Annotated in this window: 25 protein-coding genes; 11 read left to right on the plus strand and 14 right to left on the minus strand. The window is 69.0% G+C overall.

The window, feature by feature from the left end; translation table 11 throughout:
* The first annotated feature begins 16 nt into the window (after nucleotides 1-16).
* Nucleotides 17-589, plus strand: coding sequence for a histidine phosphatase family protein (locus IEY14_RS24605; RefSeq protein WP_188913317.1), 573 nt, complete (start codon nucleotides 17-19; stop codon nucleotides 587-589).
* Between the two features lie 36 nt (nucleotides 590-625).
* Here IEY14_RS24605 and IEY14_RS24610 read toward each other — a convergent pair whose 3' ends face one another.
* The 3 genes from IEY14_RS24610 to cysQ form a co-directional block, all read right to left on the minus strand.
* Nucleotides 626-1,147, minus strand: coding sequence for a DUF805 domain-containing protein (locus tag IEY14_RS24610; protein WP_188913319.1), 522 nt, complete (start codon nucleotides 1,145-1,147; stop codon nucleotides 626-628).
* Nucleotides 1,148-1,247: 100 nt separating this feature from the next.
* Nucleotides 1,248-3,368: a S9 family peptidase gene (locus IEY14_RS24615; RefSeq protein ID WP_373289051.1), complete on the minus strand. Its 2,121-nt coding sequence runs from the start codon at nucleotides 3,366-3,368 to the stop codon at nucleotides 1,248-1,250.
* A 131-nt stretch (nucleotides 3,369-3,499) separates the two neighbouring features.
* Nucleotides 3,500-4,267, minus strand: a complete 768-nt coding sequence (gene cysQ / locus IEY14_RS24620; RefSeq protein WP_188913321.1) for a 3'(2'),5'-bisphosphate nucleotidase CysQ — start codon at nucleotides 4,265-4,267, stop codon at nucleotides 3,500-3,502.
* 111 nt (nucleotides 4,268-4,378) lie between these two features.
* Between cysQ and IEY14_RS24625 the strand changes: the two genes are divergently transcribed.
* Entirely contained in the window at nucleotides 4,379-4,765 is a 387-nt protein-coding gene (locus IEY14_RS24625; protein WP_188913323.1) for a DUF423 domain-containing protein, read from the plus strand.
* Nucleotides 4,762-5,547 (plus strand): SDR family NAD(P)-dependent oxidoreductase, encoded by a 786-nt coding sequence (locus IEY14_RS24630; protein ID WP_188913325.1) that lies wholly within the window; start codon nucleotides 4,762-4,764, stop codon nucleotides 5,545-5,547. Before IEY14_RS24625 ends, IEY14_RS24630 begins: the two co-directional genes overlap by 4 nt.
* Before the next feature lie 15 nt (nucleotides 5,548-5,562).
* Here the strand turns inward: IEY14_RS24630 and IEY14_RS24635 are convergent, their stop codons facing one another.
* Nucleotides 5,563-5,910: a RidA family protein gene (locus IEY14_RS24635; RefSeq protein WP_188913327.1), complete on the minus strand. Its 348-nt coding sequence runs from the start codon at nucleotides 5,908-5,910 to the stop codon at nucleotides 5,563-5,565.
* Between the two features lie 119 nt (nucleotides 5,911-6,029).
* On the opposite strand from IEY14_RS24635, the gene IEY14_RS24640 reads away from it, so the two are divergent.
* The 3 genes from IEY14_RS24640 to IEY14_RS24650 all read left to right on the plus strand — a co-directional run bounded on the left by IEY14_RS24640 (nucleotide 6,030) and on the right by IEY14_RS24650 (nucleotide 8,177).
* Nucleotides 6,030-7,265, plus strand: a complete 1,236-nt coding sequence (locus tag IEY14_RS24640) for an NAD(P)/FAD-dependent oxidoreductase (RefSeq protein ID WP_188913329.1) — start codon at nucleotides 6,030-6,032, stop codon at nucleotides 7,263-7,265.
* Nucleotides 7,262-7,930, plus strand: coding sequence for a DUF1345 domain-containing protein (locus IEY14_RS24645; protein ID WP_188913331.1), 669 nt, complete (start codon nucleotides 7,262-7,264; stop codon nucleotides 7,928-7,930). The genes IEY14_RS24640 and IEY14_RS24645 overlap by 4 nt, the downstream gene beginning before the upstream one ends.
* Before the next feature lie 70 nt (nucleotides 7,931-8,000).
* Nucleotides 8,001-8,177: a hypothetical protein gene (locus IEY14_RS24650; protein WP_210318577.1), complete on the plus strand. Its 177-nt coding sequence runs from the start codon at nucleotides 8,001-8,003 to the stop codon at nucleotides 8,175-8,177.
* Nucleotides 8,178-8,183: 6 nt separating this feature from the next.
* Here IEY14_RS24650 and IEY14_RS24655 read toward each other — a convergent pair whose 3' ends face one another.
* On the minus strand, nucleotides 8,184-8,423 hold the full coding sequence (locus IEY14_RS24655; protein WP_188913336.1) for a hypothetical protein: 240 nt from the start codon (nucleotides 8,421-8,423) through the stop codon (nucleotides 8,184-8,186).
* 282 nt (nucleotides 8,424-8,705) lie between these two features.
* On the opposite strand from IEY14_RS24655, the gene IEY14_RS24660 reads away from it, so the two are divergent.
* The 3 genes from IEY14_RS24660 (at nucleotide 8,706) to IEY14_RS24670 (ending at nucleotide 12,048) form a co-directional block, all read left to right on the plus strand.
* Entirely contained in the window at nucleotides 8,706-9,080 is a 375-nt protein-coding gene (locus tag IEY14_RS24660; protein ID WP_188913338.1) for a hypothetical protein, read from the plus strand.
* A gap of 119 nt (nucleotides 9,081-9,199) precedes the next feature.
* The gene (locus IEY14_RS24665) at nucleotides 9,200-10,888 is read left to right on the plus strand and encodes a sensor histidine kinase (protein ID WP_188913340.1); all 1,689 of its coding nucleotides are present in this window, start codon (nucleotides 9,200-9,202) and stop codon (nucleotides 10,886-10,888) included.
* An 86-nt stretch (nucleotides 10,889-10,974) separates the two neighbouring features.
* Nucleotides 10,975-12,048 carry a magnesium transporter CorA family protein gene (locus IEY14_RS24670; RefSeq protein ID WP_188913342.1) on the plus strand — a complete coding sequence of 358 codons (1,074 nt, stop codon included), beginning with the start codon at nucleotides 10,975-10,977 and terminating at the stop codon, nucleotides 12,046-12,048.
* 8 nt (nucleotides 12,049-12,056) lie between these two features.
* On the opposite strand, the gene IEY14_RS24675 is transcribed toward IEY14_RS24670, so the two are convergent.
* The gene (locus IEY14_RS24675; RefSeq protein ID WP_188913344.1) at nucleotides 12,057-13,058 is read right to left on the minus strand and encodes an asparaginase; all 1,002 of its coding nucleotides are present in this window, start codon (nucleotides 13,056-13,058) and stop codon (nucleotides 12,057-12,059) included.
* Between the two features lie 122 nt (nucleotides 13,059-13,180).
* Here IEY14_RS24675 and IEY14_RS24680 point away from each other — a divergent pair, with 122 nt between their 5' ends.
* Nucleotides 13,181-13,924: a DUF3750 domain-containing protein gene (locus IEY14_RS24680; RefSeq protein WP_244639672.1), complete on the plus strand. Its 744-nt coding sequence runs from the start codon at nucleotides 13,181-13,183 to the stop codon at nucleotides 13,922-13,924.
* A 101-nt stretch (nucleotides 13,925-14,025) separates the two neighbouring features.
* A complete protein-coding gene (locus IEY14_RS24685) occupies nucleotides 14,026-14,976 on the plus strand; it encodes a carbohydrate kinase family protein (RefSeq protein ID WP_188913348.1) in 951 nt (316 codons plus the stop codon).
* A 74-nt stretch (nucleotides 14,977-15,050) separates the two neighbouring features.
* Here IEY14_RS24685 and IEY14_RS24690 read toward each other — a convergent pair whose 3' ends face one another.
* The 8 genes from IEY14_RS24690 to IEY14_RS24725 form a co-directional block, all read right to left on the minus strand.
* Complete coding sequence (locus IEY14_RS24690; protein ID WP_188913350.1) at nucleotides 15,051-15,848, minus strand: outer membrane beta-barrel protein; 798 nt, start codon at nucleotides 15,846-15,848, stop codon at nucleotides 15,051-15,053.
* 292 nt (nucleotides 15,849-16,140) lie between these two features.
* A complete protein-coding gene (locus IEY14_RS24695) occupies nucleotides 16,141-16,935 on the minus strand; it encodes an outer membrane protein (protein ID WP_188913351.1) in 795 nt (264 codons plus the stop codon).
* A gap of 381 nt (nucleotides 16,936-17,316) precedes the next feature.
* Nucleotides 17,317-18,234: a class I fructose-bisphosphate aldolase gene (locus IEY14_RS24700; RefSeq protein ID WP_188913353.1), complete on the minus strand. Its 918-nt coding sequence runs from the start codon at nucleotides 18,232-18,234 to the stop codon at nucleotides 17,317-17,319.
* Between the two features lie 261 nt (nucleotides 18,235-18,495).
* On the minus strand, nucleotides 18,496-19,077 hold the full coding sequence (locus IEY14_RS24705) for a sarcosine oxidase subunit gamma (RefSeq protein WP_188913355.1): 582 nt from the start codon (nucleotides 19,075-19,077) through the stop codon (nucleotides 18,496-18,498).
* Nucleotides 19,070-22,051, minus strand: a complete 2,982-nt coding sequence (locus IEY14_RS24710) for a sarcosine oxidase subunit alpha family protein (protein ID WP_188913357.1) — start codon at nucleotides 22,049-22,051, stop codon at nucleotides 19,070-19,072. The genes IEY14_RS24705 and IEY14_RS24710 overlap by 8 nt, the downstream gene beginning before the upstream one ends.
* Nucleotides 22,048-22,428: a sarcosine oxidase subunit delta gene (locus IEY14_RS24715; protein ID WP_188913359.1), complete on the minus strand. Its 381-nt coding sequence runs from the start codon at nucleotides 22,426-22,428 to the stop codon at nucleotides 22,048-22,050. The genes IEY14_RS24710 and IEY14_RS24715 overlap by 4 nt, the downstream gene beginning before the upstream one ends.
* 12 nt (nucleotides 22,429-22,440) lie before the next feature.
* Nucleotides 22,441-23,694, minus strand: a complete 1,254-nt coding sequence (locus tag IEY14_RS24720; RefSeq protein WP_188913361.1) for a sarcosine oxidase subunit beta family protein — start codon at nucleotides 23,692-23,694, stop codon at nucleotides 22,441-22,443.
* Between the two features lie 152 nt (nucleotides 23,695-23,846).
* Nucleotides 23,847-24,764: a hypothetical protein gene (locus IEY14_RS24725; RefSeq protein WP_188913364.1), complete on the minus strand. Its 918-nt coding sequence runs from the start codon at nucleotides 24,762-24,764 to the stop codon at nucleotides 23,847-23,849.
* Between the last annotated feature and the right edge of the window lie 49 nt (nucleotides 24,765-24,813).

Raw genomic sequence — 24,813 nt, forward strand, 5'->3', positions numbered from 1 at the left:
GGGAGCCGCCCTCCGCTTGCGCAGCCTCTTCTTCATCACCCATCCCGAAGTCGTGGTGGATGCCGGGCGGCCGGTGCCGCGCTGGCATCTTTCGGATCGGGGCATCGCCCGCATGCGCGCCTTCGCCGCCGGGCCGGACCTCGCCGGCATCCGCGCGATCTGGGCCAGCGACGAGACCAAGGCGATCGAGGCGGCGGGGATCCTGGCCGGCGCGCTCGGCCTGCCCATCGCCGTCGATCCCGACCTGCGGGAAAACGACCGCAGCGCCACCGGCTTCCTGCCGCCACCGGAATTCGAGGCGATGGCCGACGCCTTCTTCGCCGAGCCGTCGCGGAGCGTGCGCGGCTGGGAACGGGCGATCGACGCGCAGGCGCGCGTGCGCCGGGGCTTCGACCGCATCCTGACGGGATCGGGCGGCGGCGACATCGCGATCGTCGCCCATGGCGGCGTCGGCACGCTCCTCCTCTGCCAGCTTCTCGGCGAGCCGATCAGCCGGCGGCGCGACCAGCCGTTCCAGGGCCATTACTGGCGCTTCGACATCGATGCCGAGACGATCGGCCATCCCTGGCGCCCGATCGCGGAGCGCTGAGGCACCGCCCGAACGGAAGGCGGCCAGCGCCAGCCCTCAGGCGCTGATCGCCCGGTCGAGCGCCGCCCGGCTTTCCGCCTGCCGATCCGGGCCGAAGGCATTGCCGCCGCGCTCGCCCGGCAGGAAGCCGAGCAGGACGAGCATCTCCAGATTCGACACGAGGATGACGAAGGCCAGGCCCTCGGCGATTCCGCCGCCGCCCACGAAGCCATGCGACGCCTTGGCGATCAGATTGAAGGCCGCGATGAGGACGAGATCCCATCCCCAATCGCCGCGATCGTGACGGCGGCGGATGCCGGCCGGCAAGATGCAGGCCAGCCAGAAGAGAGAAAGAACGAGATCGGCAGTCGAGTCGGCCGCGAGTGTCGGCGCGTAGAAACCGGTCATGCCGCCGCCATCCAGGCGGATTGCGGCGGGATGGAGGCCATGCACGCTCCAGCCGAAGAGATGGAAGGCGAATCCGACCAGCGAGGTGAGGATGGACGCCTTCACGGCGGCCAACCAGAACTCCCCGCGTCCGGCCCGCCCGGAGAAATGAAAGAACCGTCTAAAGCCCATGGCCGCACCAATCCCAAATCGAAAGGCGATGTAGGATCGTTAGCCAGGAATGGAATTTCTAGCAACCGCCTCTGCGCAAAGAGGCCGGCCGGTCGAGCCTTCAGGCCTTGCCCATCAGATGCAGGGCGAAGGCGTCGATCAGGGCGATCTCCTCCAGCCGGTTGAAGCGGCCGGAAGCGCCGGCATGGCCGGCATCCATATTGGTGCGGAAGAGGATGACGTTGTCGTCGGTCTTCCTCTCGCGCAGCCGGGCGACCCATTTCGCCGGTTCCCAATAGGTGACGCGCGGATCGGTGAGGCCGGCGAGCACCAGCATCGGGGGATAGGCCTTCGCCTCGACATTGTCGTAGGGGCTGTAGCCGGCGATGCGGTGGAAATCCTCGACCGAGGCGATCGGATTGCCCCATTCGGGCCATTCCGGCGGCGTCAGCGGCAGCGTGTCGTCGAGCATCGTGTTGAGCACGTCGACGAAGGGCACGGCCGCGACGATGCCGCCGAACTTCTCCGGCGCCAGATTGGCGACCGCGCCCATCAGCATGCCGCCGGCCGAGCCGCCCTGGGCGACGATGCGGGCATGGCTCGTATAGCCCTCGGCGACGAGATGATCGGCGGCGGCGATGAAATCGGTGAAGCTGTTCGGCTTGAACTCGCGCCGCCCCGCCTCGTACCAGCGGAAGCCCTTGTCCTTGCCGCCGCGGATATGGGCGGTGGCATAGACGAAGCCGCGATCGACCAGGCTGAGGACATTGGTCGAGAAGGAGGCGGGAATGGTGATGCCGTAGGCGCCGTAGCCGTAGAGCATGCAGGGCGCCGAGCCGTCGAGCGCGGTGTCCTTGCGGTAGAGCAGCGTCACCGGCACGGTCTCGCCATCGGCGGCGGGGGCGAAGACGCGCCGGGTGACATAGGCGTCGGGATCGTGGCCGGAGGGCACTTCCTGCGTCTTCAGCAGCCGGCGCTCGCGCGTCTCGACATCGTAGTCGTAGGTCTGGCCCGGCGTCGTCGGCGAGGAATAGCTGAAGCGGATGGTGTTCGTGTCGAACTCGTAGGTGCCGCCGAGGCCGAGCGAATAGGCTTCCTCCGCGAAGGCGATCGCATGCTCCTCGCCATCGGCGAGACGCTTGACCACGATGCGCGGCAGGCCCTCGCGCCGCTCCAGCCAGACGAGATGCCGCTTCAGGACCATGTGGTCGAGGATCAGGCGTCCGTCCTCGTGCGGCACGTAGTCGACCCAATCGGCGCGGCGCGAGGAATCGGTCGGCGCGGTGACGATCTTGAAGTCGCGCGCCCCGTCGGCATTGGTCAGGATGTAGAGGGTGCCGTTCGCCTCGTCGACGTCGTATTCCACCGCTTTCTCGCGCCCGGCGAGGAGGCGCGGCTCGGCGGCCGGGTTGGCGGCCGGGATCAGCCAAGCCTCCGAGGTCTGGTGATCGTGGATATGGATCACCACGAACTCGTCCGACTGGGTCGAGCCGACGCTCATGAAGAAGCCGGAATCGGTCTCCTCGTAGACGAGCCGGTCGCTCGCCGGATCGCTGCCGACGCGATGGAAGAAGACGCGGCTCGGCCGGTGATTGGCGTCGAGCCGCACATAGAAGAAGCCGTCCGAGCGGGCCGTCCAGACGACGCTGCCGCCGGTATCCTCGATCCGTTCCGACAGATCCTCGCCGGTGGCAAGGTCGCGCACCGAAACGGCGTAATATTCCGAGCCCTTGTCGTCGCGCGACCAGGCGATCCGCTGGTGGTCCGGCGAATGGGCGACGTCGCCGAGCGAGAAATAGCTGCGCCCCGCCGCTTCCGCCTCGCCGTCGAGCATCACCGTCTCGCTTTCCGGGCCGCCGTCGCGCGGGCGGCGCACGAAGCGCGGATATTCGGCGCCTTCCTTGTAGGCGACGCCATAGGCATAGGGGCCGTCGGGCGCCGGCACGGAGGAATCGTCCTCCTTGATGCGGCCGCGCATCTCGGCGACCAGCGCCTCGCGCAAGGGGGCCAGCGGCGCCAGAAGCGCCTCCTGATAGGCGTTCTCCGCGTCGAGATGGGCGCGGATCGCCGGGTCGAGCAGGCTCGGCTCCTTGAACACGTCCTGCCAGTTGTCGGCGCGCAGCCAGGCATAGTCGTCGACGCGCCGGTTGCCATGGGTCTCGATCGGCAGCGGCCGGCGCTCGGCATGGGGCGGCGCGAGATCGGCGGGAGGCGCGAAGGGCTTGGTCTCGGATGTCGTCAAGGCGGTCTTCGATCTTGCTGGGCGGCCGGCGATAGGTCGCGAATCCTGCAATGCCGCATGCGGCGGGCGATGTCGATATGCGGATCGACGGCTTTCATGGTCGCGCCGACCGGCGCTTCCCGAGCGCCGCCTCAGCTCTCCCGGCCGCGCGCGTAGAAATGCGGATTGGCGAAATCCGCCTCGCCCGCAAGGCCGCGCTTGCCATAGGCGAGCGGCGAACCGTCGCGCCGCAGCACCGCGCCGCCGGCCGCCTGGAGCACGGCATGGCCGGCCGCCGTGTCCCATTCCATCGTCCGGCCGAGCTTCGGATAGAGATCGGCCGCCCCTTCGGCGATGCGGCAGAATTTCAGCGACGAGCCGACCGGCACGACGGCGTCGATCGCATGAGTGCCCAGAAAGGCATCGGCGTCGGAATCGTAATGCGAGCGGCTGACGACGGCGATGAGGCGCTCCGGCGCGATCCGAGCGGCGATCGGATGCGCGTCGCGGCGCGCGCCCTCCGCCTCGACGATCTCCTTGAAGGCGCCCCGCCCGGCGGTGAAGAACAGTTCGCCGAAGGCCGGCGCGAAGACGACGCCCGCAACCGGCGCGCCCTCTTCCACGACGGCAATGTTGACGGTGAAGTCCGGCAGGCCGGCGACAAATTCGCGCGTGCCGTCGAGCGGATCGACGAGCAGGAAGCGGCGGCCGAGCTCCGGCGGCACGTGGCCGGTCGAGACCGCCTCCTCTGCCACGATCGGCAGGCCAGCGAAGACCGGCCGCAGGCGATCCGCGATCAGCTCCTCGGCCTCGCGGTCGCATTCGGTGACGGGCGAGCCGTCCGCCTTCGCATCATGCGTCCGCGCGCCCCCGAAGCCGCGCATGATGCGCCTGCCCGCCAGGAGGGCGGCGTCGATCATGGTGGCAAGTTCGATTTCGGAAACGGATGATGGCGCCGACATGGCGCGATATGAACGGAGCCGCGCGGGCAAGGCAATCCCGGGACGTGGCAGGATCGGAAAGGAAACGCGATGCGACTGGAACCGCTTCTCGCCGGCGCGGCGGGGCTCGTCGGCGCCGCCGGCACCGCCATGGCGGCCGTCTCGGCCCATGGCACCGGCGAAGCGCGGCTGATGGCGACGGCGGCCGGCATCGCCCTCGTCCACGCGCCGGCGCTCCTGGCGCTGGCCCTCGCGCCGCCGGCGCGCCTGCGCCTCGCGCCCCAGGCCGGTCTCGTCGTTCTCGCCGGCACGGTTCTCTTCTCCGGCGATCTCGCCTATCGCTTCTTTTCCGGGGAGCGTCTGTTCGAAGGCGCCGCGCCGACGGGCGGGCTGCTGATCATCGCCGGCTGGCTCGCCGTCACGGCGGGCGCGGTTCTGGCGGCCAGCCGGCCGGGCAAGGGAGGGAATGGGGAATGAATCACGGTTTCGAGCCGACATTGTTCGCCGGCCGGCGCGTCGTCGTCACCGGCGCGGGGCGCGGCATCGGCGCGGCGGTGGCGCGCGCCTTTCTGGCGACGGGCGCCGAGGTCGTCGCCCATGCCGGGCGCAGCGAGGACTATGTCGCCCGCGACCTGACGCCGGGTCTCGACGCGGACGCCCTCGCCCGGCTGACCCTCCTCACCGCCGATCTCGGCGCGCCGGGCAGCGGCCAGGCGCTGGCCGAGGCGATCCTGGACAAGGGCGAACGGGTGGACGTCCTCGTCAACAATGCCGGCACGATGGGCGGGCGCATCCCGGCCGCCACGGTGACGGACGCGGAATACGACCGCATCCTCGACCTCGACATCCGCTCGGTCGTTTCGCTGACGACGGCGCTGTTGCCCGCCCTGAAGGGCGCCGGACATGGCGCGATCGTCAACACCTCGTCCATCTCGGCGCGGATCGGCGGCAGTCCCGGCTCCTCGCTCTATTCCAGCGCCAAGGCCTTTCTCTCGACCTGGACGCGGGCGCTCGCCCGCGAGCTCGCCCCGGACGGCATCCGCGTCAATGCCGTGTCGCCGGGCACGATCATGACCGACTTCCACCGCCGCTATTCGTCGGAGGAGAAGCTGAAGGCGACGGCCGAGGCGATCCCGATGAAGCGTCTCGGCACGGCGGAGGACTGCGCCCCCGCCTATCTGTTCCTCGCCTCCGAGCGCCTGTCCGGCTACCTGACCGGCCAGGTGATCGAGGTGAATGGCGGCCAGCTCATGGTCTGACCGCCGGCCGGAGGCTCAGAGCGCGGCGGTGACGATGACTTCGACCAGATAATCGGGGGTAGCGAGATCCGCCTTGCCCATGGTGGCACGGGCCGGCGGGTTCGCCGGATCGATCCAGGCGTCCCAGACGGTGTTCATCGCGCCGAAGTCGGCGATGTCCTTCAGCCAGATCTGGGCCGAAAGGATCTTCGACTTGGAGGAGCCGGCGGCCTGGAGGAGGCGGTCCACCTCGGCCAGCGCGCTCGCCGTCTGTTCGGCGATGCCGCCATCCGGGTCGCCGACCTGGCCGGCGAGATAGACCGTATCGCCATGGATCACGGCGCCCGACATGCGCTTTCCGGGCTCGATGCGGCGAATGCTCATGGAACTGTCCTTCCTCAGGTTGCCGGGCGGGACTAGCAAATGCGTCGCGCGGTTTGAAGCTTGCCGGCGGTCTCGTCCCCATGGCATCGCTGCCCGCCGAGCGACAAGGGGAAGAAGGCATGGAGCGCGTCGTCATCGTCGGAGCGGGACAGGCCGGCCTGCAGGTGGCCGTCAGCCTGCGCCAGGGCGGCTTTGCCGGTTCGATCACCCTCGTCGGCGACGAGGATCGTCTGCCCTATCAGCGCCCGCCCTTGTCGAAGGCCTATCTCCAGGAGGATTTCGGCTTCGAGCGCCTGGCGCTGCGGCCGGACGCCTTCTTCGCCGACCAACGCATTGAGGTCCTGGCGAACGATCCGGCCGTGCGTCTGGACCGGCCCACGCAGCGCGTCTCGCTTCGCTCCGGCCGCGCCCTTCCCTACGACCGGCTGGCGCTGGCGACCGGCGCGCGCAATCGCCGCCTCGCGGTCGATGGCGCGGACCTAGCCGGCGTCCACATGCTGCGCGGCGCGGCGGACGCGGAAGTCTTGCGCACGGAACTCGGCCGGGCGGAACGGCTCCTCGTGATCGGCGGCGGCTTCATCGGGCTGGAGGTCGCGGCCTCGGCGCGCGGCCGGGGCCTCGCCGTCACGGTGCTCGAAGCCGGCCCGCGCCTGATGGGCCGCGTCGTCTCGCCGCCCGTCTCGGACTTCTTCCTCGCCGCCCATCGCGCGATGGGAACGACGGTGCTGCTCGACCAGCGCGTCCTTCGCCTCACCGGCACGGCGCGGGTCGAGGGGGTCGAGACGGCGGCGGGCTTCCATGCCGCCGATCTCGTGCTCGTCGCGGTCGGCGTCGAGCCTCGGGACGAGCTCGCCCAGGCGGCGGGGCTCGACTGCGCCGGCGGCATCCGCGTCGATCGTTTCATGGTGACCAGCGATCCGGCGATCTTCGCCATCGGCGACTGCGCGGTCTTCGAAAGCCGCCACGCGCGCGGTCCCGTACGGCTCGAATCGGTGCAGAACGCGGTGGATCAGGCGAAATGCGTCGCCTCCGTCCTTCTCGGCGAGGCGCGGCCCTATGACAGCGTGCCCTGGTTCTGGAGCGACCAGGGCGGGCTGAAGCTCCAGATCGCCGGTCTCACCGCGGGGGCCGATCATGTCCATGTCGCCGATGGCGGCGACGGGCGGCTCGTCGCCTATTCCTTCCGGGGCGACGACTTTCTCGGCATCGAGACGGTGAACCGGCCGGGCGAGCATATGGCGGGACGCCGCCTTCTCGCCGCCGACTTCCGCCTGGCGCGCGACGAGGTCGCCCGGCACGATTTCGACCTCAAGACCCATCTGGCGCGGCTCGGCGCCGCCGAAGGCAAGGCATGACCGCCCTTCCCGTCCATCGCCGCGTCTGGCGGATGATCCGCCTGAGGCCGCGCCTCGTGATCGCCACCCTTGTCGGGCTCGCCGTCTGGGGACTGCTGCCGGCCGAGCACCGGCCGAGCACGCGCGGCCTCATCGGATGGAATGCCGGCGCGATGCTCTACCTCGTCACCAGTTGGGTGCAGATGCTGCGCGCCGACATCGCCTCGCTGCGCCGGCGCGCGGCGAAGCAGGACGAGGCGGAATGGATCGTCCTTGCCCTGGCGATCGCCGCGACCCTCGTCAGCCTCGCCGCGATCGGCATCGAGCTGCATGTCTCGGGGCCCGGCGACCAGAAGCCGCCTTTGTCGCATCTCGGCCTCGCCGGCCTGACGATCGCGATCTCCTGGGCCTTCATCCACACGGTGATCACCCTGCACTATGCCCGGCTGTTCTACGGCACGGGCTCGAAGCCGGTCGGCGGGCTGGAATTTCCGAAGACGGTCGAGCCCGACTATGCCGACTTCCTGTATTTCTCCTTCACCATCGGCGCGGCGGCGCAGACCTCCGACGTCGCCGTGTCGAGCCGCGCCATGCGCCGCGTCGTGCTGGTCCAGACCATCCTCGCCTTCCTGTTCAACACGACGATCCTGGCGCTCGCCATCAATATCGGCGCGAGCCTGATCTGACGCCGGACCAGAACCGGAACGGGAAGCCCCGATCCAGGTTGTCGGGATAGACAGGCCGGAGACGATGGCGATGGACCGCGACAGGCATCAACCGCAGGAGGACGTCCCGCCCGAGACGGTCGAGGACCGCGAAGCGGCACGGGACGGCATGACGCGTCAGGACCTTGAGTCGGAGCGCGAGCCCGCGCCGGGCCGCACGAGCTTCGGCGACGATTCGGTCACGCCCCGTCTCAATGACGGACGCTGACGACGGTCAGGACAGGTGTGCGAGAAAGGCCGGCGGCATGTCGAGCGCGGCGACGAGGGCCATCGCCTCCACCGGTGTCGGGGCGAGGCCCGCCTCGATCAGACAGAGCCGGCGCGGCTCCACATGGGCGGCCTCCGCAAGCTCGAAGATCGACCGATCGGAATAGATCCGAAAAGCCTTGGCCGGCGAGATCCCCGCCTCGATGGCCTCGGCAATGGTCTTCGGGATCGAATGCATATCTCCCATAGCATCGCTCCGTTTCGCTGAAGACGTATCCTAGACGAGTTCGAATCGATTGACTTGCAGATTTTAAGCCGAACGCCTCCGGCTGGTTACCGCCATATGGCGATCGTTAGGCGGCAAAATGTCGCACCCTGCGCGTGCTTGGTCGGGTGTGGCATGTGCGCGCCCGGCCGGATTTTTCCGCAGCTTTTCCGCCTCGCTGCGGGCTCCGACCCGTGGTCCGGCGAGCGCCCGTGCTTAGATAGGGCGAAGCGGATCATTCGAAGCATGAAAGGAGCGTCGCTCATGCAGGAACTCGTCAGCAGGATCGCGGCGGAGACCGGCCTGACGCCGGAACGGGCGCTCGAGGCGGTGGGCCAGATCCTCCTCTACATCAAGACCGAAGGCAGCGATCCGGCGATCGACACGATGATCGAGGAGACGCCCGGCGCCAACGAGGCGATCGTGCAGGCCGGCACGACCGGCACCCAGGAGGGCGGCGGCCTGTTCGGCGGCGGCGGCATCATGGCGCTCGGCTCGCGCCTGATGGCGCTCGGCCTCGATATGGGCGGTATCGGCACGGTGTCGCGAGAACTCGTCGCCTTCGCCCGCCAGCATGCGGGCTCCGACGTCGTCGACCGGGTGATCGCCACGACGCCCGGCCTGTCGCAATTCGCGTGAGCCGCCGTCCGATCGGTGTTGAAAGCGCCATGATCGGTTCATAGTCTCGGACGGCAAGGACCGAGCGGAAACGGTGCGCGGGCGACGGATGTCGCCCGGCGCCGGGAATGACAGGGGCGATGACGATCGAGGCGAATACGGCGCGGCAACCTGCCGGCGGGCTGCGCCCGTTCCGATTTTCCCGGCTCTGGCGCCGGCCTCCGCTTCTCGTCCATGTCACGATCTTCGCGCTGGCGATCATCGTGCCAGCCCTCCTGTTCAGCGCCTTCCTGATCCTGCGCTTCTCCCAGCAGCAGGCGGACATCGCCGAGGAGCAGGTCGCGGAAGCCGCCGAGATCCTGTCCGACACGATCGATCGCGAACTCTCCACCATGATCACCATGGCGCGGGTGCTGGCCGCCTCGCCGGCGATCGATTCCGGCGATCTCGCCGATTTCAACGCCCGCACCCGTTCGGCGCTGGCCGCGACCTCGCCCTCGGACGCGCTGCTGATCGACCCGGATCTGCGCATCGTCGCCGACACCCGCCGCGACGGCATCGGCGAGCCGGAGGCGAGCGCCGAGACGGCGATGGCCGAGGCGGTGTTCCAGACGCGCCAGCCGCTGGTCTCGGACGTCTTCCACAGCGATCGCTCGAACGACTTCGTCTTCCATGTCGCGGTGCCGGTGATCCGCGACGACCGCGTCGTCTATGCCCTCGCCGTGACGCGCAGCGCCAAGGATCTCGGCAGCTTCGTCGCGCGGCGCAACCTGCCGGCCACCTGGTCGGCCGTCGTCGTCGATCGCCAGCATCATCGCGTCGTCGCAGCGCTCGCCACCGGCGGCAAGCTGCGGGAGAACCGCGATGTCGACTTCACCAATCCCTCCATCGACCTGTCGCTCGGCGAGTTGGAGCGCGACGACCTGATCAAGGCCGACTTCACCTCGACTCTTTCCGGCTGGACGACGCTCGTCGCCGTGCCGGATGCGGTGATCGGCCAGCCGATCACGCGGTCCTGGTGGCTGCTGATCTTCGCCGTGCTTCTGCTTCTCGGCTTTTCCGCCGGCATGGCGGCGCTGTTCGGCCGGCGGCTGGTGGAGCCGATCGCCGCCCTCGCCCATCAGGCCGACGCGATCGGCAAGGGCCGGCCCGCCCATCCGGTCGGGACCAGCATCGCGGAGATCGGCGACGTCTCGCGCGTCCTCGCCCAGGCCTCGCGCGAGCGGCGCGAGGCGGAGGAGCAGAGCCGCTTCCTGATGCGGGAGATGACGCACCGGGCGAAGAACCAATATGCCCTGATCGCCGCCATCGCCCGCCGCGCCGCCAAGGAAAGCGCCAATACGACGGAATTCCTCGACACCCTGTCCGAGGCGCTGAACTCGCTCGCCCGCTCCGCTGATCTCCTCGCCGGGCGCGGCTGGGAGAGCGTGCCGCTCGCCGAGCTCGTCGCCTCGCAGCTGAAGGCCTTCGGCGCCGCCGATGCCGGCCAGTTCGTGATCGCCGGTCCGCCGCTCCAGCTCAACCCGACGGCCGCCCAGACCATCGGCCTCGCGCTGCACGAGCTCGCCACCAATGCCGCGAAATACGGCGCCCTCTCCGTGCCGGACGGCCATGTCAGCATCCATTGGTCGGCGGGCGAGCGATTCGAGCTCACCTGGCGCGAGATCGACGGCCCGCCTGTGCAGGCGCCGAAGCGCTCCGGCTTCGGCACGCTCGTCGTCCAGAAGATGACGGCGCGCGGCCTCGGCGGCAGCGTCGACATGGACTTCGCGCCGAGCGGCGTCGTCTGGACCCTGCATTGCCCAGTGGACACGGTGACGGCGCGCTGAGCCGCGCCCGCCGCGCCGCTTGCAGATGACAGGCAAAACGGTGATGCAGCGCGGGCGAGTCGCTGTCTGCCGCGTGGAGTGCGTCCATGATCGACGTTTATCAACTGGACGGGATGCGCGCCCGCGCGACGCGGCTCCAGGGCACCGCCATTCCGCCGGACGCGATCTGGATCGACCTCATCAGCCCGACGCGCGAGGAGGAAGCGGCGGTGGAGCGCTTCTGCGGCCTCGAAGTGCCGACGCGCGAGGAAATGCGCGAGATCGAGGTGTCGAGCCGGCTCTATTCGGAGGACGGCGGCGACTTCATGACCGCCTCCGTGGTCTACGGTCTCGACAGCGGCATGCCGATGTTCGCCCCGGTCACCTTCATCCTCGTCGGCGGCCGGCTCGTCACCCTGCGCTATACCGAGCCGAAATCCTTCGCCATCTTTTCCGGCAAGCTCTGCCGCGACCTGTCGGAGGCCGGACTGCCGAAGGCGATCGCGACGGAGGCGCCGCTGATCGTCGAATCGGAGGAGGCCGAGCCGCCCCGCGCGCCGAACGCGACGCGGGCGAAGGCGCCGACCGCCGACACGATCCTCATCGGCCTCCTCGAAACGGTCATCGACCGCGTCGCCGACATGATGGAGACGATCGCCGCCGATCTCGACCGGATCGCCGCCGACATCTTCACCGCCTCGCGCGGCAAGGCGCCGATCGCCACCCACGAGTTCAAGAGCCTCCTCCGCCGCATCGGCGCGGCGGGCGACCTCTCCTCCCGCACCCGCGAGAGCCTCGCGACGCTCGACCGGATGATGCCCTTCCTCCAGATCGTGCTGATCGGGCGCAAGGCGCCGAAGGAGGCGCGGGCCCGTACCAAGGCCATGGTGCGCGACCTCCACTCGCTGAACGACTTCGTCGCCTTCCTGTCGAACAAGACGACCTTTCTCCTCGACACGACGGTCGGCATGATCTCGATCGAGCAGAACGCCATCATCAAGATCTTCTCGGTGGCGGCGGTCGGCTTCATGCCGCCGACGCTCGTCGCCTCGATCTACGGCATGAATTTCGAGCATATGCCGGAGCTGAAATGGGCGCTCGGCTATCCGATGGCGCTCGGCGTGATGCTGCTTTCGGCGGTGCTGCCGCTGATCTTCTTCCGCTACAAGCGCTGGCTCTGACGGGACGGTCAGAGCGCCATGGCACGGACCTCGCCGGTCTCGGTCTTCTTCCAGTTGCGCAAGCCGGCGCGGGACTGCTCGGCATAGATGGCGGCGAGCGCCGGGTCGTGGGGCTCGAAGAGGCGTGCGAGCAGCGAGGCCGTCAGCGCTTCCGCCGCCCGCGTCGCCCCGTCCTCGATCTTGAGGGCGAAGCCGAGGCCGAGTTCGGGCACGGCGCCGCAGAACACCCCTTCCGCCCCCGTCTTGGCGAAGACGCGGCCGGGCGCCGCCTCCATCAGCAGGGTGCAGGCGCGACGCGTGCCGGCCATGTACCAGGGCTCGGCCATGCAGGCCTCGATCAGCCGCCGGCCGGCGGCGAGCCGCTCCGGCGCCGCGCCTTCGTCCGCGACGATCCGCGCGAAGGCCTGGGCGAAACCGCGCAGCGGGGCGGCATAGGTCGGGATGGAGCAGCCGTCGATGCCGGCCTCCTCCGGATCGAGCGCCGTGCCGGTCAGGTCCGCCAGAGCGGCGCGCACCCGCTCCTGCACCGGATGGCGGGCGCCGACATAGCCGCGCGTCGCCTCGCCGAGATGCACCGCCGTGCAGAGAAAGCCGGAATGCTTGCCGGAGCAATTGTTGTGGAGCTGGTTCGGCTCGCGCCCCTCCCCGGCGATCCGCCGGGCGACGGCGCCGGCGAAGGGCCAGTGACAGCCGCATTCGAGATCGCCCTCGCCGAGACCCGCTTTGGCGAGGATGTCCGAGGCGAGCGCGACATGGCCCTCCTCGCCCGAATGCGAAGCGCAGATCAGCGACAATTCGCGCGCACCGAGCCCGAAGCGGTCGGCCGCACCGCTCTCGATCAGCGGCAGCGCCTGCAGCACCTTCACCGCCGAGCGCGGGAAGACCGGCGCCTCGATGTCGCCGGCGGCATGCACCGCCCGCCCCTTGGCATCGACCACCGCGAAGGCGCCGCGATGCCGGCTCTCCACCCGTCCGCCCCGCGTCACCTCGACGACAATCGGATTTTCCATCGCGGCCTTCCCTTTCCGAAGCGGCGATCCGCCGCCTTTCGCGGCCAGGTCCTTACCACCATATGACTGCAACGCCACGGAACCCCGATCGCATGGCGCCTCCCGTCATCCCGTCTCTGCGAATGCCGCGCGTCTTGAAACTCGCCCTCCTGCTTCTCGGTCTCGTCTATCTGCTGCCGGCGGCGCTCGCCGTCGCGCTCTGGACCGCCGGCAACCATCCGGCGAGCTGGCGCGACGCCGACTGGACGAGCGCCCGGCTCCTGCCCGCACCGCAGGCGGATCGCGAGGCGGCGCTCTATGTCTTCGCCGCGCGCACCGGCGGCCTCAAGGGGGCGCTGTCCGAACATTCCTGGATCGTCGTGAAGGAGAAGGGCGGCGCGGCCTATGAGCGCTGGGACAAGGTCGGCTGGGGCATGCCGATCCGCCGCAACGCCTATCCGCCGGACGGCCGCTGGTATTCCAACCCGCCCCGCCTCGTGCTCGAACGCCACGGCCCGGCGGCCGAGGCGGTCCTTCCGGCGGTGCGCGAGGCACTCGCCTCCTATCCCTATGCGATGGCCGGCGGCTATCACATCTTTCCGGGGCCGAACTCCAACACCTTCGTCGAATACGTGCTGCGTCATGTGCCGGGGCTGCGCACCGCCCTGCCGCCCGTCGCGGTCGGCCGCGACTATCCGTCCGACGGGCGCCTCGCGGTCTTCGACCGCGACCGGGGGGACCTCCGCCTGTCGCTCTTCGGCTTTGCCGGCCTGTCGCTCGGCCGCACGGCGGGCGTCGAGATCAATCTCCTCGGCCTCGTCGCCGGTCTCGATCCCTGGCGGCTGGCGGTGAAGGTGCCGGCCTTCGGCACCTTCGGCCTGCGCTGACCGAAGCGACGCTCGCCCGAGTTTCCCAGGCGGCGATTTCCTGCTAGCCGAGAGCGAGACGAAAGGCGGGACAGGCCGCCGGACGGAGGGGGTTCATCACGATGTTTCTGTCCTGCGGCGACTCGCTGTTCGACGTCTTCGCCGATCTCGACGCGGATGTGTCGCGCATCAATCTTTCGGCGCGGATCGGCGGCTCGGCGCTCAACGCCGCGCTCGGCCTCGCCCGGCTCGGCCACGGCTCGGCCTTCTTCTCGAAGATCTCGGGCGATCTCTACGGCCGGCGCCTGCGCGCCTTCATGGAGCAGGAGAAGATCGACCAGCGCTTCCTGATCCATACCGAGCGCAACACGACGCTCGCCATGGTGTCGCTCTCGGCGGCGGGCGTGCCGGAATATTCCTTCTACACCGAAGGCACGGCCGACCGCTCCATCGCGCCGGAAGAGGTGCCGGCGGCGCTGCCGGACGAGGTCGCCGCGATCCATATCGGCGGCTCCTATACGACGGTGAGCGAGCCGACCGCCTCCGCCCTGGTGCGGCTGGTGAAGCAGGAGAAGGACCGGCGCTTCATCTCCTACGATCCGAATATCCGCGCCTCGGTCGTGCCCGATCTCGACATCTGGCGGGCAAAGGTGGCCGAACTCGTGCCGATGACCGCGCTGGTGAAGGCGAGCGACGAGGACCTGTCGCAGCTCTATCCGGGGCGCTCCATCGAAGCCGTCCTCGGCGACTGGGTCGCGGCCGGCGCCAGCCTCGCCGTCTGCACGCGCGGCGAGAAGGGCGCGGTGGCGCTGGCGAAGTCGGGCATCGGCGCCTCCCTCCCCGGCATTTCGGTCCATGTGGTCGATACGGTCGGGGCCGGCGACACGTTCTTCGCGATGATGCTCGCCAAGCTCTTCGAGGACGGGCATCTCTCCCGTCAGGCATTGGAGAGCTTCGGCGAGAACGAATTGAAGGCGCTCATCGGCGCGGCGATCCGGGCCGCCGCCGTCACCTGCTCGCGGCGCGGCGCCGACCTGCCGAACCGCGCCGATCTCGGCCTGCCGCCGCTCTGATCGCCCTTTTCATAAGATGCGAAAAGGCCCGCCGGACGGCATGTCCGGCGGGCCTTTCTCATGACTGACAGCGATCAGTTGAAGCGGTAGGAGGCCTTCGCCATCACCGTGTGGAAGTCGAGATCCGTCTTGGTCTTGGCCGAGAAGGACGAGGCGTCGCCGGCGGCGACCGGGCTCGTCGCGGCGAAGTTGGTCTGCGACTGCGCCTTGCCGAGATCGGTATAGAGATATTCGAGGCCGAGCGAGACGTTCTGCGTGGCGAGGACGTCGACGCCGCCGCCGACCGCATAGCCGAACTGATCCTTGTCGGAATTCGCCGTGGCGGAATAGGTCGTGCCGTTGGCCGAGGTGAACGTGCCGTTACCGGACACGCCGTCATTCACCTTGCCATAGGCCAGACCGCCCGTGCCGTAGACGGCGACGCGATCGACCGCGACGCCGGCCTTGCCGCGAACGGTGCCGAAATACTTCAGATCGGCCTTGCTCTCGTAGGACGCGTCGTTGACCGTGCCGTTCTCGAGAACGACGCCGTTCTTCTTGTCCTTGTCGATATAGTTGAAGTCCGCGACGCCGCCGACGATGAAGTTGTTGATCTGGTGGTCGTAGCCGACATGGGCGCCGCCGGTGAAGCCGGCATCCGAACCCTTGCGATAGGTCGCGGTGTCGTTCGGGAAGCCATCGACGCCGGCCGCGCCCTTCGAGCCGCCGAAGGCGCCGCCCGCCTGACCGCCGACATAGACGCCGGTCCAGTTCGCGGCCGGGGCCATCTCGACCGGCGCCGGGGCCGGCGGCTCGTCATAGGTGATGTCGGCGGCGAGAGCGGGGGTCGCGAACACGGCCGCGAAAGCCAGGAGAAGAGCGATGCGTTTCATGGGAGGTACTCCGTATTGATACAGGCACGACCGCCCGCGCCCGCGGGCCGGCATCGCTCCTGCCGACACAATGGCGCCGCCTCGCGGCCGCGCCGGTTGCTTTCCGTCCCGGGGCCCGCTTTCGGCGAAGCACCCGAATGCAGCTTCGCCTTGCCTGAGCCTTGCGAACCGCCTTGGTGAATTGTTTCTAAGCTCCAATCCTTGCCATTGAATTAAAATGCCTGCCGGAGGAGAACCCCGGCGGGCATTTTGTTATCCCAGTTTCGTGAGAAAGGTTAAGGCGTTAACCTTACTAGTTAAAGCGATAGGACGCCTTGGCCATGATCGTGTGGAAGTCGAGATCGGTCTTCGTCTCGGTCGTGAAGCTGGCCGGATCGCCGAAGGCGGAGGCCCCGACCGCATTGAACGTCGTCTCGGTCTTCGCCTTGCCGAGGTCGGTATAGAGATATTCCAGGCCGAAGGAGATGTTCTGCGTCGCCAGGAAATCGACGCCGCCGCCGACCGTGTAGCCGACCTTGTCCTCGTCGCGCTCGACGGAGGCGCTGTAGACCGTGCCGCCCGGCGAGGTGAAGCCGCTGGTGCTCACGTCGTTGTCCACGCCGCCATAGGCGAGACCGCCGGTGGCATAGACCGCGACGCGGTCCATCGCATAGCCGACCTTGCCGCGCACCGTGCCGAAATAGTTGATGTCGACATCGTTGGTGAGGCTGTTGCCGGTGCCCGCGAGATTCTCGAAGGTCGCGCCGTTGCCTTTGTTGACGTCGACATAGTTGAAGTCGGCGACGCCGCCGATGATGAAGTTGTTGATCTGGTAGTCGTAGCCGATATGGCCGCCGCCGGTGAAGCCGGTGCTCGAATCCTTGCTATAGGTCAGGACGTCGTAGGGATAGTCGCCGAAACCGCCGATCGCGCCGTTCGAGCCGCCGATGGCGACGCCGGCCTGACCGCCGATATAGAGGCCGGTCCAGTTATAGGCGGGGGCGAGTTCCACTGGGGCCGGCGCCGGCGGCTCCTCGGTGATGACGTCGGCCGCGAAGGCCGGGGTGGCGAGGGCCGTGGCGGCCAGAAGAAGAGCGAAACGCTTCATGATTGATACTCCAGCATTCGTCCCGCCTCGCGGCGGGTGGTTCTTGAGAGTCGGCGGTCGCGGATCGCCGCGCGGGTTTTTCGTGACTACCGAACTCGTCTGCCCATCCAAGTGATCCACAGCCATGTGGCCAACAAGCGGCAAGGCCTTCGATCCAGAAGCGCCTGTTGCAGTCCGGCAACAAATCGGACGGCACGAGAGCGCGATATTCCAACCGCAAACCGAAGCGAAGCCATTGAAAGTGAACGGCTTTCCAAGCGAAAGCGCCGCCGCGAGCCTCGGCGCAATCGCGGCGGGTTCACGGCGGCGTTATCTTGACGGGATCAGGATTTCATGCCGCTGCGGAAGCTTGCAGGCTCCCGCGACGGCCGGGCTCCGTTCTCAGGCGTAGATGTCCATGATCTCGCCGAGCAGCTTCAGCGCCTCGTCCTTCGAGCGCTGGAACGAGTTGCGGCCGATGATGGATCCGTTGCCGCCGCCCTCGCGGATGCCGCGCACCTCGTCGAGGAGGTCTTCGCGGGTCTTCGCCTCGCCGCCCGAGAAGACGACGACACGCTTGCCGTTGAAGCTCGCCTGCATGATGTGGCGCACGCGTTCGGCGATCGTCGCATGCGGCACGTCGTATTTCTCGTAGGAGGACTTCGCCGCGTCGAGATCGATCCCGTCGCTCGGCAGCTTCACCTTGATGATCGTCGCCCCCATCAGCGCCGCGATATGGGCGGCATAGGCGATGATGTCGAGCGAGGTCTCGCCGGAGCCCTTGGTGATCTTGCCGCCGCGCGGATAGGACCAGACGACGCTGAGCAGGCCGCGCGACTTCGCCTCGTGGCTGATCTGGCGCAGTTCCTCGATCATGTCATAGGCCATGTCCGAGCCCGGATAGATGGTGAAGCCGACGCCGACGCAGCCGAGCCGCATCGCGTCGTCCACCGTGCCGGTCAGCGCCTGGTCGTTGGCGGAGGCGGCGAGCGAGTTGCCGCTGTTGACCTTCAGGATCAGCGGCACTTCGCCGGCGAAGGTGTCGGCGCCCTGTTCCAGAAGACCCAGCGGCGCGGCATAGCCGGAAACGCCGGCCTCGATCGCGAGCTGATAGAGGTAATGGGGGTCGTAGGCGGCCGGGTTCGGCGCGAAGGACCGCGCCGGGCCGTGCTCGAAACCCTGGTCGACCGGCAGGATGACCAGACGACCCGTGCCGGCGAGGCGGCCATGCATCAGGAGGCGGGACAGATTGGCCTTGAGACCGGGAGTCTCGCCCTCGTACCAGGACAGGATGTTGCGGACGGTTTCGGTTCTGATCATGGTTCCCCTGCTCTCCACTCAAGGGGCGATCGCGCCCCTCCCTGGTGCCTTTTCTGTGGCCTCGACCACGGCAGGTAAAGAGGAGCGGAACTGACGCCTCGGAATAAAATCGTTTCGCAACATCCGTTTGTCAGCGACGAAGTAAATGTCGCCGATCCCGGCCCGCGCCGACTTGCGAGATCGCGCGCCCGATCAGGCAACGGCCGCCCGATGGGCGGCCGTCCGACGAATCATCGCGCAACGAGGCGGGATCTTCTGTTCCTAGAGCGCCGGGGCGCGCGTCGCTTCGACCAGATAGTCCCAGACATAGTCGGCGAAGGAGCGGCCGCAGAACAGCTCGAACCGCGTCTCGCTTCGCCGCCAGAGCACGATCTCGGCCCGCGCCAGGACCGAGCGGCTGACCGCGCCGACCGGAAAGGCGGGAAGACGCAGATCCTGCGGGCAGCCGCTGGCAAGGACCGCCTCGGCCGCCCAGCCGTCGAGGGCGATCGCGACGAAGCGGTCCGACACGTCGACCGCCGACTGCTCGGCGCTGCCGCTCGCCTCGATGCGCGCGACGAGCTCCGCCGGCGCGGCGTCGCCCGCTTCCTCGGCGAGGAGAAGGAGGTCGTCCGGCCCGAGCCAGAGAACGGCGAGGCCTTCGCCTTCGGCGCTGGTCTTCGGCCGGTTCGGCAGAGCGAGGCCGAGCGCCGCGCCGACCGGGCCGGCGGCGCTTTCCGAAAGATGCAGGCTGATCAGCGTGCGGGCCGGCGCCGGGGTGAGCGCCAGACCGGCGGCGCCGTGATAATGGCCGTCGAGCGGCGAGAGCGCCCGGATGGCCGGGAGGTGTCGCACCTCAACCATGCAGCTTCTCCCCCTGCCGGTCGTAGAAGACCGGATCGATGATCTCGACCGCGACGTCGCCCTCCGGCATCGGCACGAAAAGCTCCTCGCCGAGCCGCGCCCGGCCGTTGCGCACGAGCGCCAGCGCGATCGAGCGGCCGAGCGTTTCCGACCAGTAGCTCGACGTGACATGGCCGATCATGGTCATCGGCTTCGCCTGGCGCGGATCGGCGACGATCTGGGCGCCCTCCTCCAGGACGGTCAGCGGATTGCGGGTCAGAAGGCCGACCAGTTCCTTGCGGTTGGCCGAGAGAAGATCGGGGCGCTGCATGCCGCGCTTGCCGACGAAATCCGCCTTCTTCTTCGAGACGGCCCAGTTCAGCCCGGCATCGGCCGGCGTCACCGTGCCGTCGGTCTCCTGGCCGACGATGATATAGCCCTTCTCGGCGCGCAAGACGTGCATCGCCTCCGTGCCATAGGGCTGGAGGCCGAAGGGCCGGCCGATCTCGCGCAAGGCGTCCCAAACCGCCCGGCCGTAGCGCGACGGCACGTTGATCTCGAAGCCGGTATCGCCGGTGAAGGAGACGCGGAAGAAGCGGCAGGGCACGCCGAGGAAGCGCCCCTCCGCGACCGACATATGCGGGAAGGCCTCGTTCGAGACGTCGGCGCCCTCGAAATGCGGCACCACGATCTCGCGCGCCTTCGGGCCCTGCACCGCGATCGTCGCATATTCCTCGGTGATCGAGGTCAGCCAGACCTTCAGATGCGGGAACTCGGTCTGGCGATAGTCCTCCATATGGTTGAGGACGCGCGCCGCGCCGCCGGTCGTCGTCGTCACATGGAAGCGGTTCGGCCCGAGCCGCGCGACGATGCCGTCGTCGATCACATAGCCCGCCTCGGACAGCATGATCGCGTAGCGGCAGCGCCCGATGCCGAGGCTGGCGAGCGGCGTCGCGTAAAGAAGGTCGAGAAAGGCGGCGGCATCCGGGCCGACGACCTCGATCTTGCCGAGCGTCGAGGCGTCGAACATGCCGGCCGCGTCGCGCACGGCGCGGCATTCGCGCTTCACCGCATCGTGCATCGAGGCGCCGTGCGGGAAGTACCAGGCGCGCTTCCAGTTGCCGACATCCTCGAAGACGGCGCCTTCCGCCTCGGCGCTGTCATGGATGGGCGTGCGGCGGACGGGATCGAAGAGATCCCCCCGCGCCGGGCCGGCGATCGTGCCGAAGGTGACCGGGGTGAAGGGCGCGCGGAAGGTGGTAAGACCGACCTGCGGCATCGTCACGCCGAGCGCCTCGGCGGCGACGCCGATGCCGTGGATGTTCGAGGTCTTGCCCTGGTCGGTCGCCATGCCGTTGGTGGTGAAGCGCTTGATATGCTCCACCGATCGGAAGCCCTCCTGCGTCGCGAGGCGGATGTCGTTCGCCGTCACGTCGTTCTGGAAGTCGACGAAGGCCTTGCGCCAGCGGCCCGGCCGGGCGGTCGGCGTCGCACCGGCCGCGCCGCCGCCGAAGCGCGCGGCGCCCTCGACCAGCGGCAGCGCCGCCTCGCCCGCGTCCCCGGCGGCGGCGAGACCCGCCGCCCGCCCGGCGCGGATGGCCGAGGCGAGGTCGAAATCGCCGTCGCAGGCGCCGACGGAGGCGCAGTCCTGCGCGTATTCGCCCGGCACATAGGCCTGGCAGGCCGCGTCGAACTTCAGCTTGCCGCGCGACTGCGAGAAGAGATGGACCGAGGGCGTGAAGCCGCCGGACATCAGAAGCGCGTCGCAGTCGAAGCCGCGCTGGTCGCCGCCGGTGCGGGTCTCCTCCACCTTCAGCCCGCGCACGCGCTTGTGGCCGCGAAGGGCGGCGACCGAATAGCCGGCGAGGACCTCGATGCCGAGATTGCGCGCCTCGCGCACCAGGGCGTCGTCGGGCTCCTCCCGCAGGTCGATCAGCACCGGCACGTCGATCCCGGCGCGGCGCAGGTCCGCCGCCGCCGCATAGGCGCTGTCATGCGCGGTGAAGACGGCGATGCGGCGGCCGGGCGCGACGCCGTAATGGTTGAGATAGGTCCGGGCCGCGCCGGCCAGCATCACGCCCGGCCGGTCGTTGTCGGGAAAGACCAGCGGGCGCTCGATCGAACCGGTGGCGAGCACCACCTTCTTCGCCCGCACTTGCCAGAGCCGCTCGCGCGGCAGGGCTGGATCGGGCGCGGCCAGATGGTCGGTCAGTTCCTCGGCGATCGCCACCATGTTCTGGACATAGTAGCCGAAGGCCGTCGCGCGGCGCAGAAGCCGGACATTCGGCAGCGCCTGGAGACGGGCGACGAGATCGGCGACGAAGCGCATCGCCGGCGCCCCATCCACCGTGGCGCTCCGCTCGGCGCGCAGCCAGCCGCCGAACTCGGCATTCTCGTCGCAGAGGATGACGGAGGCCCCCGCCTCGCCGGCCGCGACGGCGGCGCAGAGACCGGCCGCGCCGCCGCCGACGACCAGAAGATCGACATGGGCGAAGCGGTTGGCGTAGCGGTCGGGATCCGGATCGGCGGGCGCCCGGCCGAGACCGGCGGCGGCGCGGATCTTCGGCTCGTAGACCCGGTGCCAGAAGCCCTTCGGCCACATGAAGGTCTTGTAGTAGAAGCCGGCCGGCAGGAAGCGCGAGGCATATTGGTTGATGCCGCCGATATCGAAATCGAGCGTCGGCCAGCGGTTCTGGCTCGTCGCCGCCAGCCCGTCATAGAGCGGCTGCACCGTCGCCCGCGCATTCGGCTGGCGCCGGGCGCGGTCCCGCCGGATCTCGACCAGCGCGTTCGGCTCTTCCGAGCCGATGCCGAGAATGCCGCGCGGCCGGTGATACTTGAACGAACGGCCGGTCAGATGCACGCCGTTGGCGAGAAGCGCCGAGGCCAGCGTGTCGCCTTCCCGGCCCTCGTAGCGGTTGCCGTCGAAGGTGAAGGTGACGCGGCGCGCCGAATCGAGCCGGCCGGCGCCCGGAATGCGGAAGCGCTCGGTCATTGCTGGGCCTCCGTCCGGGCGACCGGCGTGTGGGCGGCGTCGCCCATGACGCGCGGCGCGACATTGGCGTCGAAGCCGGCGCGCCGTGCCATGTCCTCGGTGATCTCGGGCCTCGGCTCGCCGGCCTTGTAGGTCATGACGAACTTGTCGGTGACGCTGTGGCGCACGGCGTTGAAGAACTTGCCGCAGCCGGAGAAATGCCGCCAGCGCTCGAAGACGAGGCCGCGCTCGTTGGAGCGATAGTAGAGGCGCTGGGCGGTCTCGGCGTCGGAGAGGCCGGCATCGCCGGCCGGGCGCGGCACATGCGCCTCGCCCGCATGGCGGAACTCGAGCTCCGGCCGCGCTTCCTCGCAATAGGGACAATGGATCAGGAGCATCGGTCTCGCTCGTCAGTGCGCCACGGCCGCGGCCGCCGCTTCGTCGATGAAGCGGCCGCTCACGAAGCGGTCGAGATTGAAGGGCGCGTTGATCGGATGCGGCTCGTCGCGCGCGATCGTATGGGCAAAGACATGGCCGGAGCCGGGCGTCGCCTTGAAGCCGCCGGTGCCCCAGCCGCAATTGACGTAGAGGCCCTTGACCGGGGTCTTCGACAGGATCGGCGAGCGGTCCGGCGTCACGTCGACGATGCCGCCCCAGGAGCGCAGCATGCGCATGCGGCGGAACATCGGGAACATCTCGCAGATCGCGTCGAGCGTGTGGTTGAGGATGTGGAGGCTGCCGGCCTGGCTGTAGGACGGATACTGGTCGGTGCCGGCGCCGATCACCAGTTCGCCCTTGTCGGACTGCGAGATATAGGCGTGGACCGTGTTCGACATGACGACGCAGGGGAAGACCGGCTTCACCGGCTCCGAGACGAGCGCCTGGAGCGGGAAGCTCTCCAGCGGCATGCGGATGCCGGCCATCTCCATCACGACGGAGGTGGAGCCGGCCGCGACGACGCCGATCTTGTTCGCGCCGATGAAGCCCCGGCTCGTCTCGACGCCCTGCACCGCCCCGTCCGAGCCGCGCCGGACGCCGGTGACGGCGCAGTTCTGGATGACATGGACGCCGCGCGCCGAGGCGGCACGCGCATAGCCCCAGGCCACCGCGTCGTGCCGCGCCGTGCCGCCGCGCCGTTGCAGCGCCGCGCCCTCGACCGGATAGCGCACGTTGCGGGAAATGTTCAAAGGCGGACAGAAGGCCTTCGCCTCCTCCGCCGTCAGCCATTCGTTGTCGACGCCGTTCAGGCGGTTGGCATGGATATGGCGCTTGAAGACCTGCCGGTCGTGCACGTTGTGCGACAGCATCATCACGCCGCGCGGCGAATACATCGTGTTGTAGTTGAGGTCCTCGGACAGGCCCTCCCACAGCTTCACGGCGTGGTCGTAGAGGGCGGCCGACTCGTCGTAGAGATAGTTCGAGCGGATGATGGTCGTGTTGCGGCCGGTATTGCCGCCGCCGAGCCAGCCCTTGTCGATCACCGCGACATCGGTAATGCCGTGCACCTTCGCCAGATAATAGGCGGTGGCGAGGCCGTGGCCGCCGGCGCCGACGATCACCACGTCGTAATGGCGGCGCGGTTCGGGCGAGGCCCATTGCTCGCCCCAGCCGGCATGATGGCGGAACGCCTCGCGCGCGAGCGCGAAGGCCGAAAAACGTCGCATCCGAGCATCCCCAAAAAGGACTCGCCCGCCGCCGGCCGCAAGGGTCGGTGACGGGCGTTCCAGGCTTTACAGCTTTAGGCGGGCAATCGTGCTCATTTTGCGACGTCGCGGTGACGCGGCGCGTGCCGCGTCACGGATGCCGCGAGGCCTGTTCAGGCGAGCGTGCCGACGACGCGGCGCGGGCGGCCGGCCATGCCGCCGAGGCCCGCGACGATCGCGCCGATCAGAAGGGCGACGAAGCCGGCGAAGGCGGCGGTGGAGACGTTCTTCGCCGCCGCGTCGGCCTTCTCGCGCACCTGGACCATCGCCTGGTCATATTGCTGCTGGAACTGCTGGAGGCGCTGCTCGGCCTCCTGCTGCGAGATGCCGGCCTGCTGCGAGATGACCGTCACCGCCGCCTGCCGCTGCTGCGGCGTCGCGTTCTCGCCGAGGCCGCGCACGATCTCCGGGATGGCGCGGGCGAGATCCGGCTCGCCGGTCGCGGCGCGCGCCTGATCGGCGGCCTGCTGGCCCTGCTGCTGCGCCTGGTTCGCGGCCTGCTGGGCCTGGTTCTCGCCGCGCGCCAGGAGCTGGCGAGCCTGCTGCTCCAGACCGTCCGGCAGGGCGGCGAGCGAGTTCGGGGCGACCGCCTCCACCGCGTTGCGCACCGCGCCGAAGGATGAGCCGATCGTGCCGAGCGTGCCGCTGACGATCGAGGCCGCGCCGCTGGTGAGAAGATAGAGGACGATCAGCGTCGAGGCCGCCCAGGTGACGATGCCGTGCAGGGCGCCGTCGGTCCGCGTCAGGCTGCCGGCGAGACGCGCCGCGACATAGCCGCCGATGAAGGTGGCGACGAGCACCGTCGCCGCCGTCCAGAGGCCGGTGCCGGTGCCGAAGGCGGAAAGGGTCGGCGTGCCGTTGCCCGCCGGATCGACGGTCGACAGGCCGACGCCGAGACCGAGCAGGCCGAGCATCACCTGGACCACGAGGGTCAGAAGCGCCCCGGCGAAGATGGCGCCCCAGGACACGCGGCGCGGCGAACCGAGCGGCACGGCTGGCACGGCGATGTCGTGATGAACGGCGGCTGACATGGGCGGACTCCTGAACTCCTGCGGCGGCGCATCCGCCGAACCTGCGACC

This window comes from Aureimonas endophytica (assembly GCF_014642635.1).
Taxonomy (GTDB): Bacteria; Pseudomonadota; Alphaproteobacteria; order Rhizobiales; family Rhizobiaceae; genus Plantimonas; species Plantimonas endophytica.

Excerpts from the sequence above, each read along its gene's own strand:
- IEY14_RS24610 (WP_188913319.1), bottom strand. The coding sequence starts at position 1,147 with ATGGGCTTTAGACGGTTCTTTCATTTCTCCGGGCGGGCCGGACGCGGG.
- cysQ (WP_188913321.1), bottom strand. The coding sequence starts at position 4,267 with ATGATCGACGCCGCCCTCCTGGCGGGCAGGCGCATCATGCGCGGCTTC.
- IEY14_RS24625 (WP_188913323.1), top strand. The coding sequence starts at position 4,379 with ATGCGACTGGAACCGCTTCTCGCCGGCGCGGCGGGGCTCGTCGGCGCC.
- IEY14_RS24630 (WP_188913325.1), top strand. The coding sequence starts at position 4,762 with ATGAATCACGGTTTCGAGCCGACATTGTTCGCCGGCCGGCGCGTCGTC.
- IEY14_RS24635 (WP_188913327.1), bottom strand. The coding sequence starts at position 5,910 with ATGAGCATTCGCCGCATCGAGCCCGGAAAGCGCATGTCGGGCGCCGTG.
- IEY14_RS24640 (WP_188913329.1), top strand. The coding sequence starts at position 6,030 with ATGGAGCGCGTCGTCATCGTCGGAGCGGGACAGGCCGGCCTGCAGGTG.
- IEY14_RS24645 (WP_188913331.1), top strand. The coding sequence starts at position 7,262 with ATGACCGCCCTTCCCGTCCATCGCCGCGTCTGGCGGATGATCCGCCTG.
- IEY14_RS24650 (WP_210318577.1), top strand. The coding sequence starts at position 8,001 with ATGGACCGCGACAGGCATCAACCGCAGGAGGACGTCCCGCCCGAGACG.
- IEY14_RS24655 (WP_188913336.1), bottom strand. The coding sequence starts at position 8,423 with ATGGGAGATATGCATTCGATCCCGAAGACCATTGCCGAGGCCATCGAG.
- IEY14_RS24660 (WP_188913338.1), top strand. The coding sequence starts at position 8,706 with ATGCAGGAACTCGTCAGCAGGATCGCGGCGGAGACCGGCCTGACGCCG.
- IEY14_RS24665 (WP_188913340.1), top strand. The coding sequence starts at position 9,200 with ATGACGATCGAGGCGAATACGGCGCGGCAACCTGCCGGCGGGCTGCGC.
- IEY14_RS24670 (WP_188913342.1), top strand. The coding sequence starts at position 10,975 with ATGATCGACGTTTATCAACTGGACGGGATGCGCGCCCGCGCGACGCGG.
- IEY14_RS24675 (WP_188913344.1), bottom strand. The coding sequence starts at position 13,058 with ATGGAAAATCCGATTGTCGTCGAGGTGACGCGGGGCGGACGGGTGGAG.
- IEY14_RS24680 (WP_244639672.1), top strand. The coding sequence starts at position 13,181 with ATGCCGCGCGTCTTGAAACTCGCCCTCCTGCTTCTCGGTCTCGTCTAT.
- IEY14_RS24685 (WP_188913348.1), top strand. The coding sequence starts at position 14,026 with ATGTTTCTGTCCTGCGGCGACTCGCTGTTCGACGTCTTCGCCGATCTC.
- IEY14_RS24690 (WP_188913350.1), bottom strand. The coding sequence starts at position 15,848 with ATGAAACGCATCGCTCTTCTCCTGGCTTTCGCGGCCGTGTTCGCGACC.
- IEY14_RS24695 (WP_188913351.1), bottom strand. The coding sequence starts at position 16,935 with ATGAAGCGTTTCGCTCTTCTTCTGGCCGCCACGGCCCTCGCCACCCCG.
- IEY14_RS24700 (WP_188913353.1), bottom strand. The coding sequence starts at position 18,234 with ATGATCAGAACCGAAACCGTCCGCAACATCCTGTCCTGGTACGAGGGC.
- IEY14_RS24705 (WP_188913355.1), bottom strand. The coding sequence starts at position 19,077 with ATGGTTGAGGTGCGACACCTCCCGGCCATCCGGGCGCTCTCGCCGCTC.
- IEY14_RS24710 (WP_188913357.1), bottom strand. The coding sequence starts at position 22,051 with ATGACCGAGCGCTTCCGCATTCCGGGCGCCGGCCGGCTCGATTCGGCG.
- IEY14_RS24715 (WP_188913359.1), bottom strand. The coding sequence starts at position 22,428 with ATGCTCCTGATCCATTGTCCCTATTGCGAGGAAGCGCGGCCGGAGCTC.
- IEY14_RS24720 (WP_188913361.1), bottom strand. The coding sequence starts at position 23,694 with ATGCGACGTTTTTCGGCCTTCGCGCTCGCGCGCGAGGCGTTCCGCCAT.
- IEY14_RS24725 (WP_188913364.1), bottom strand. The coding sequence starts at position 24,764 with ATGTCAGCCGCCGTTCATCACGACATCGCCGTGCCAGCCGTGCCGCTC.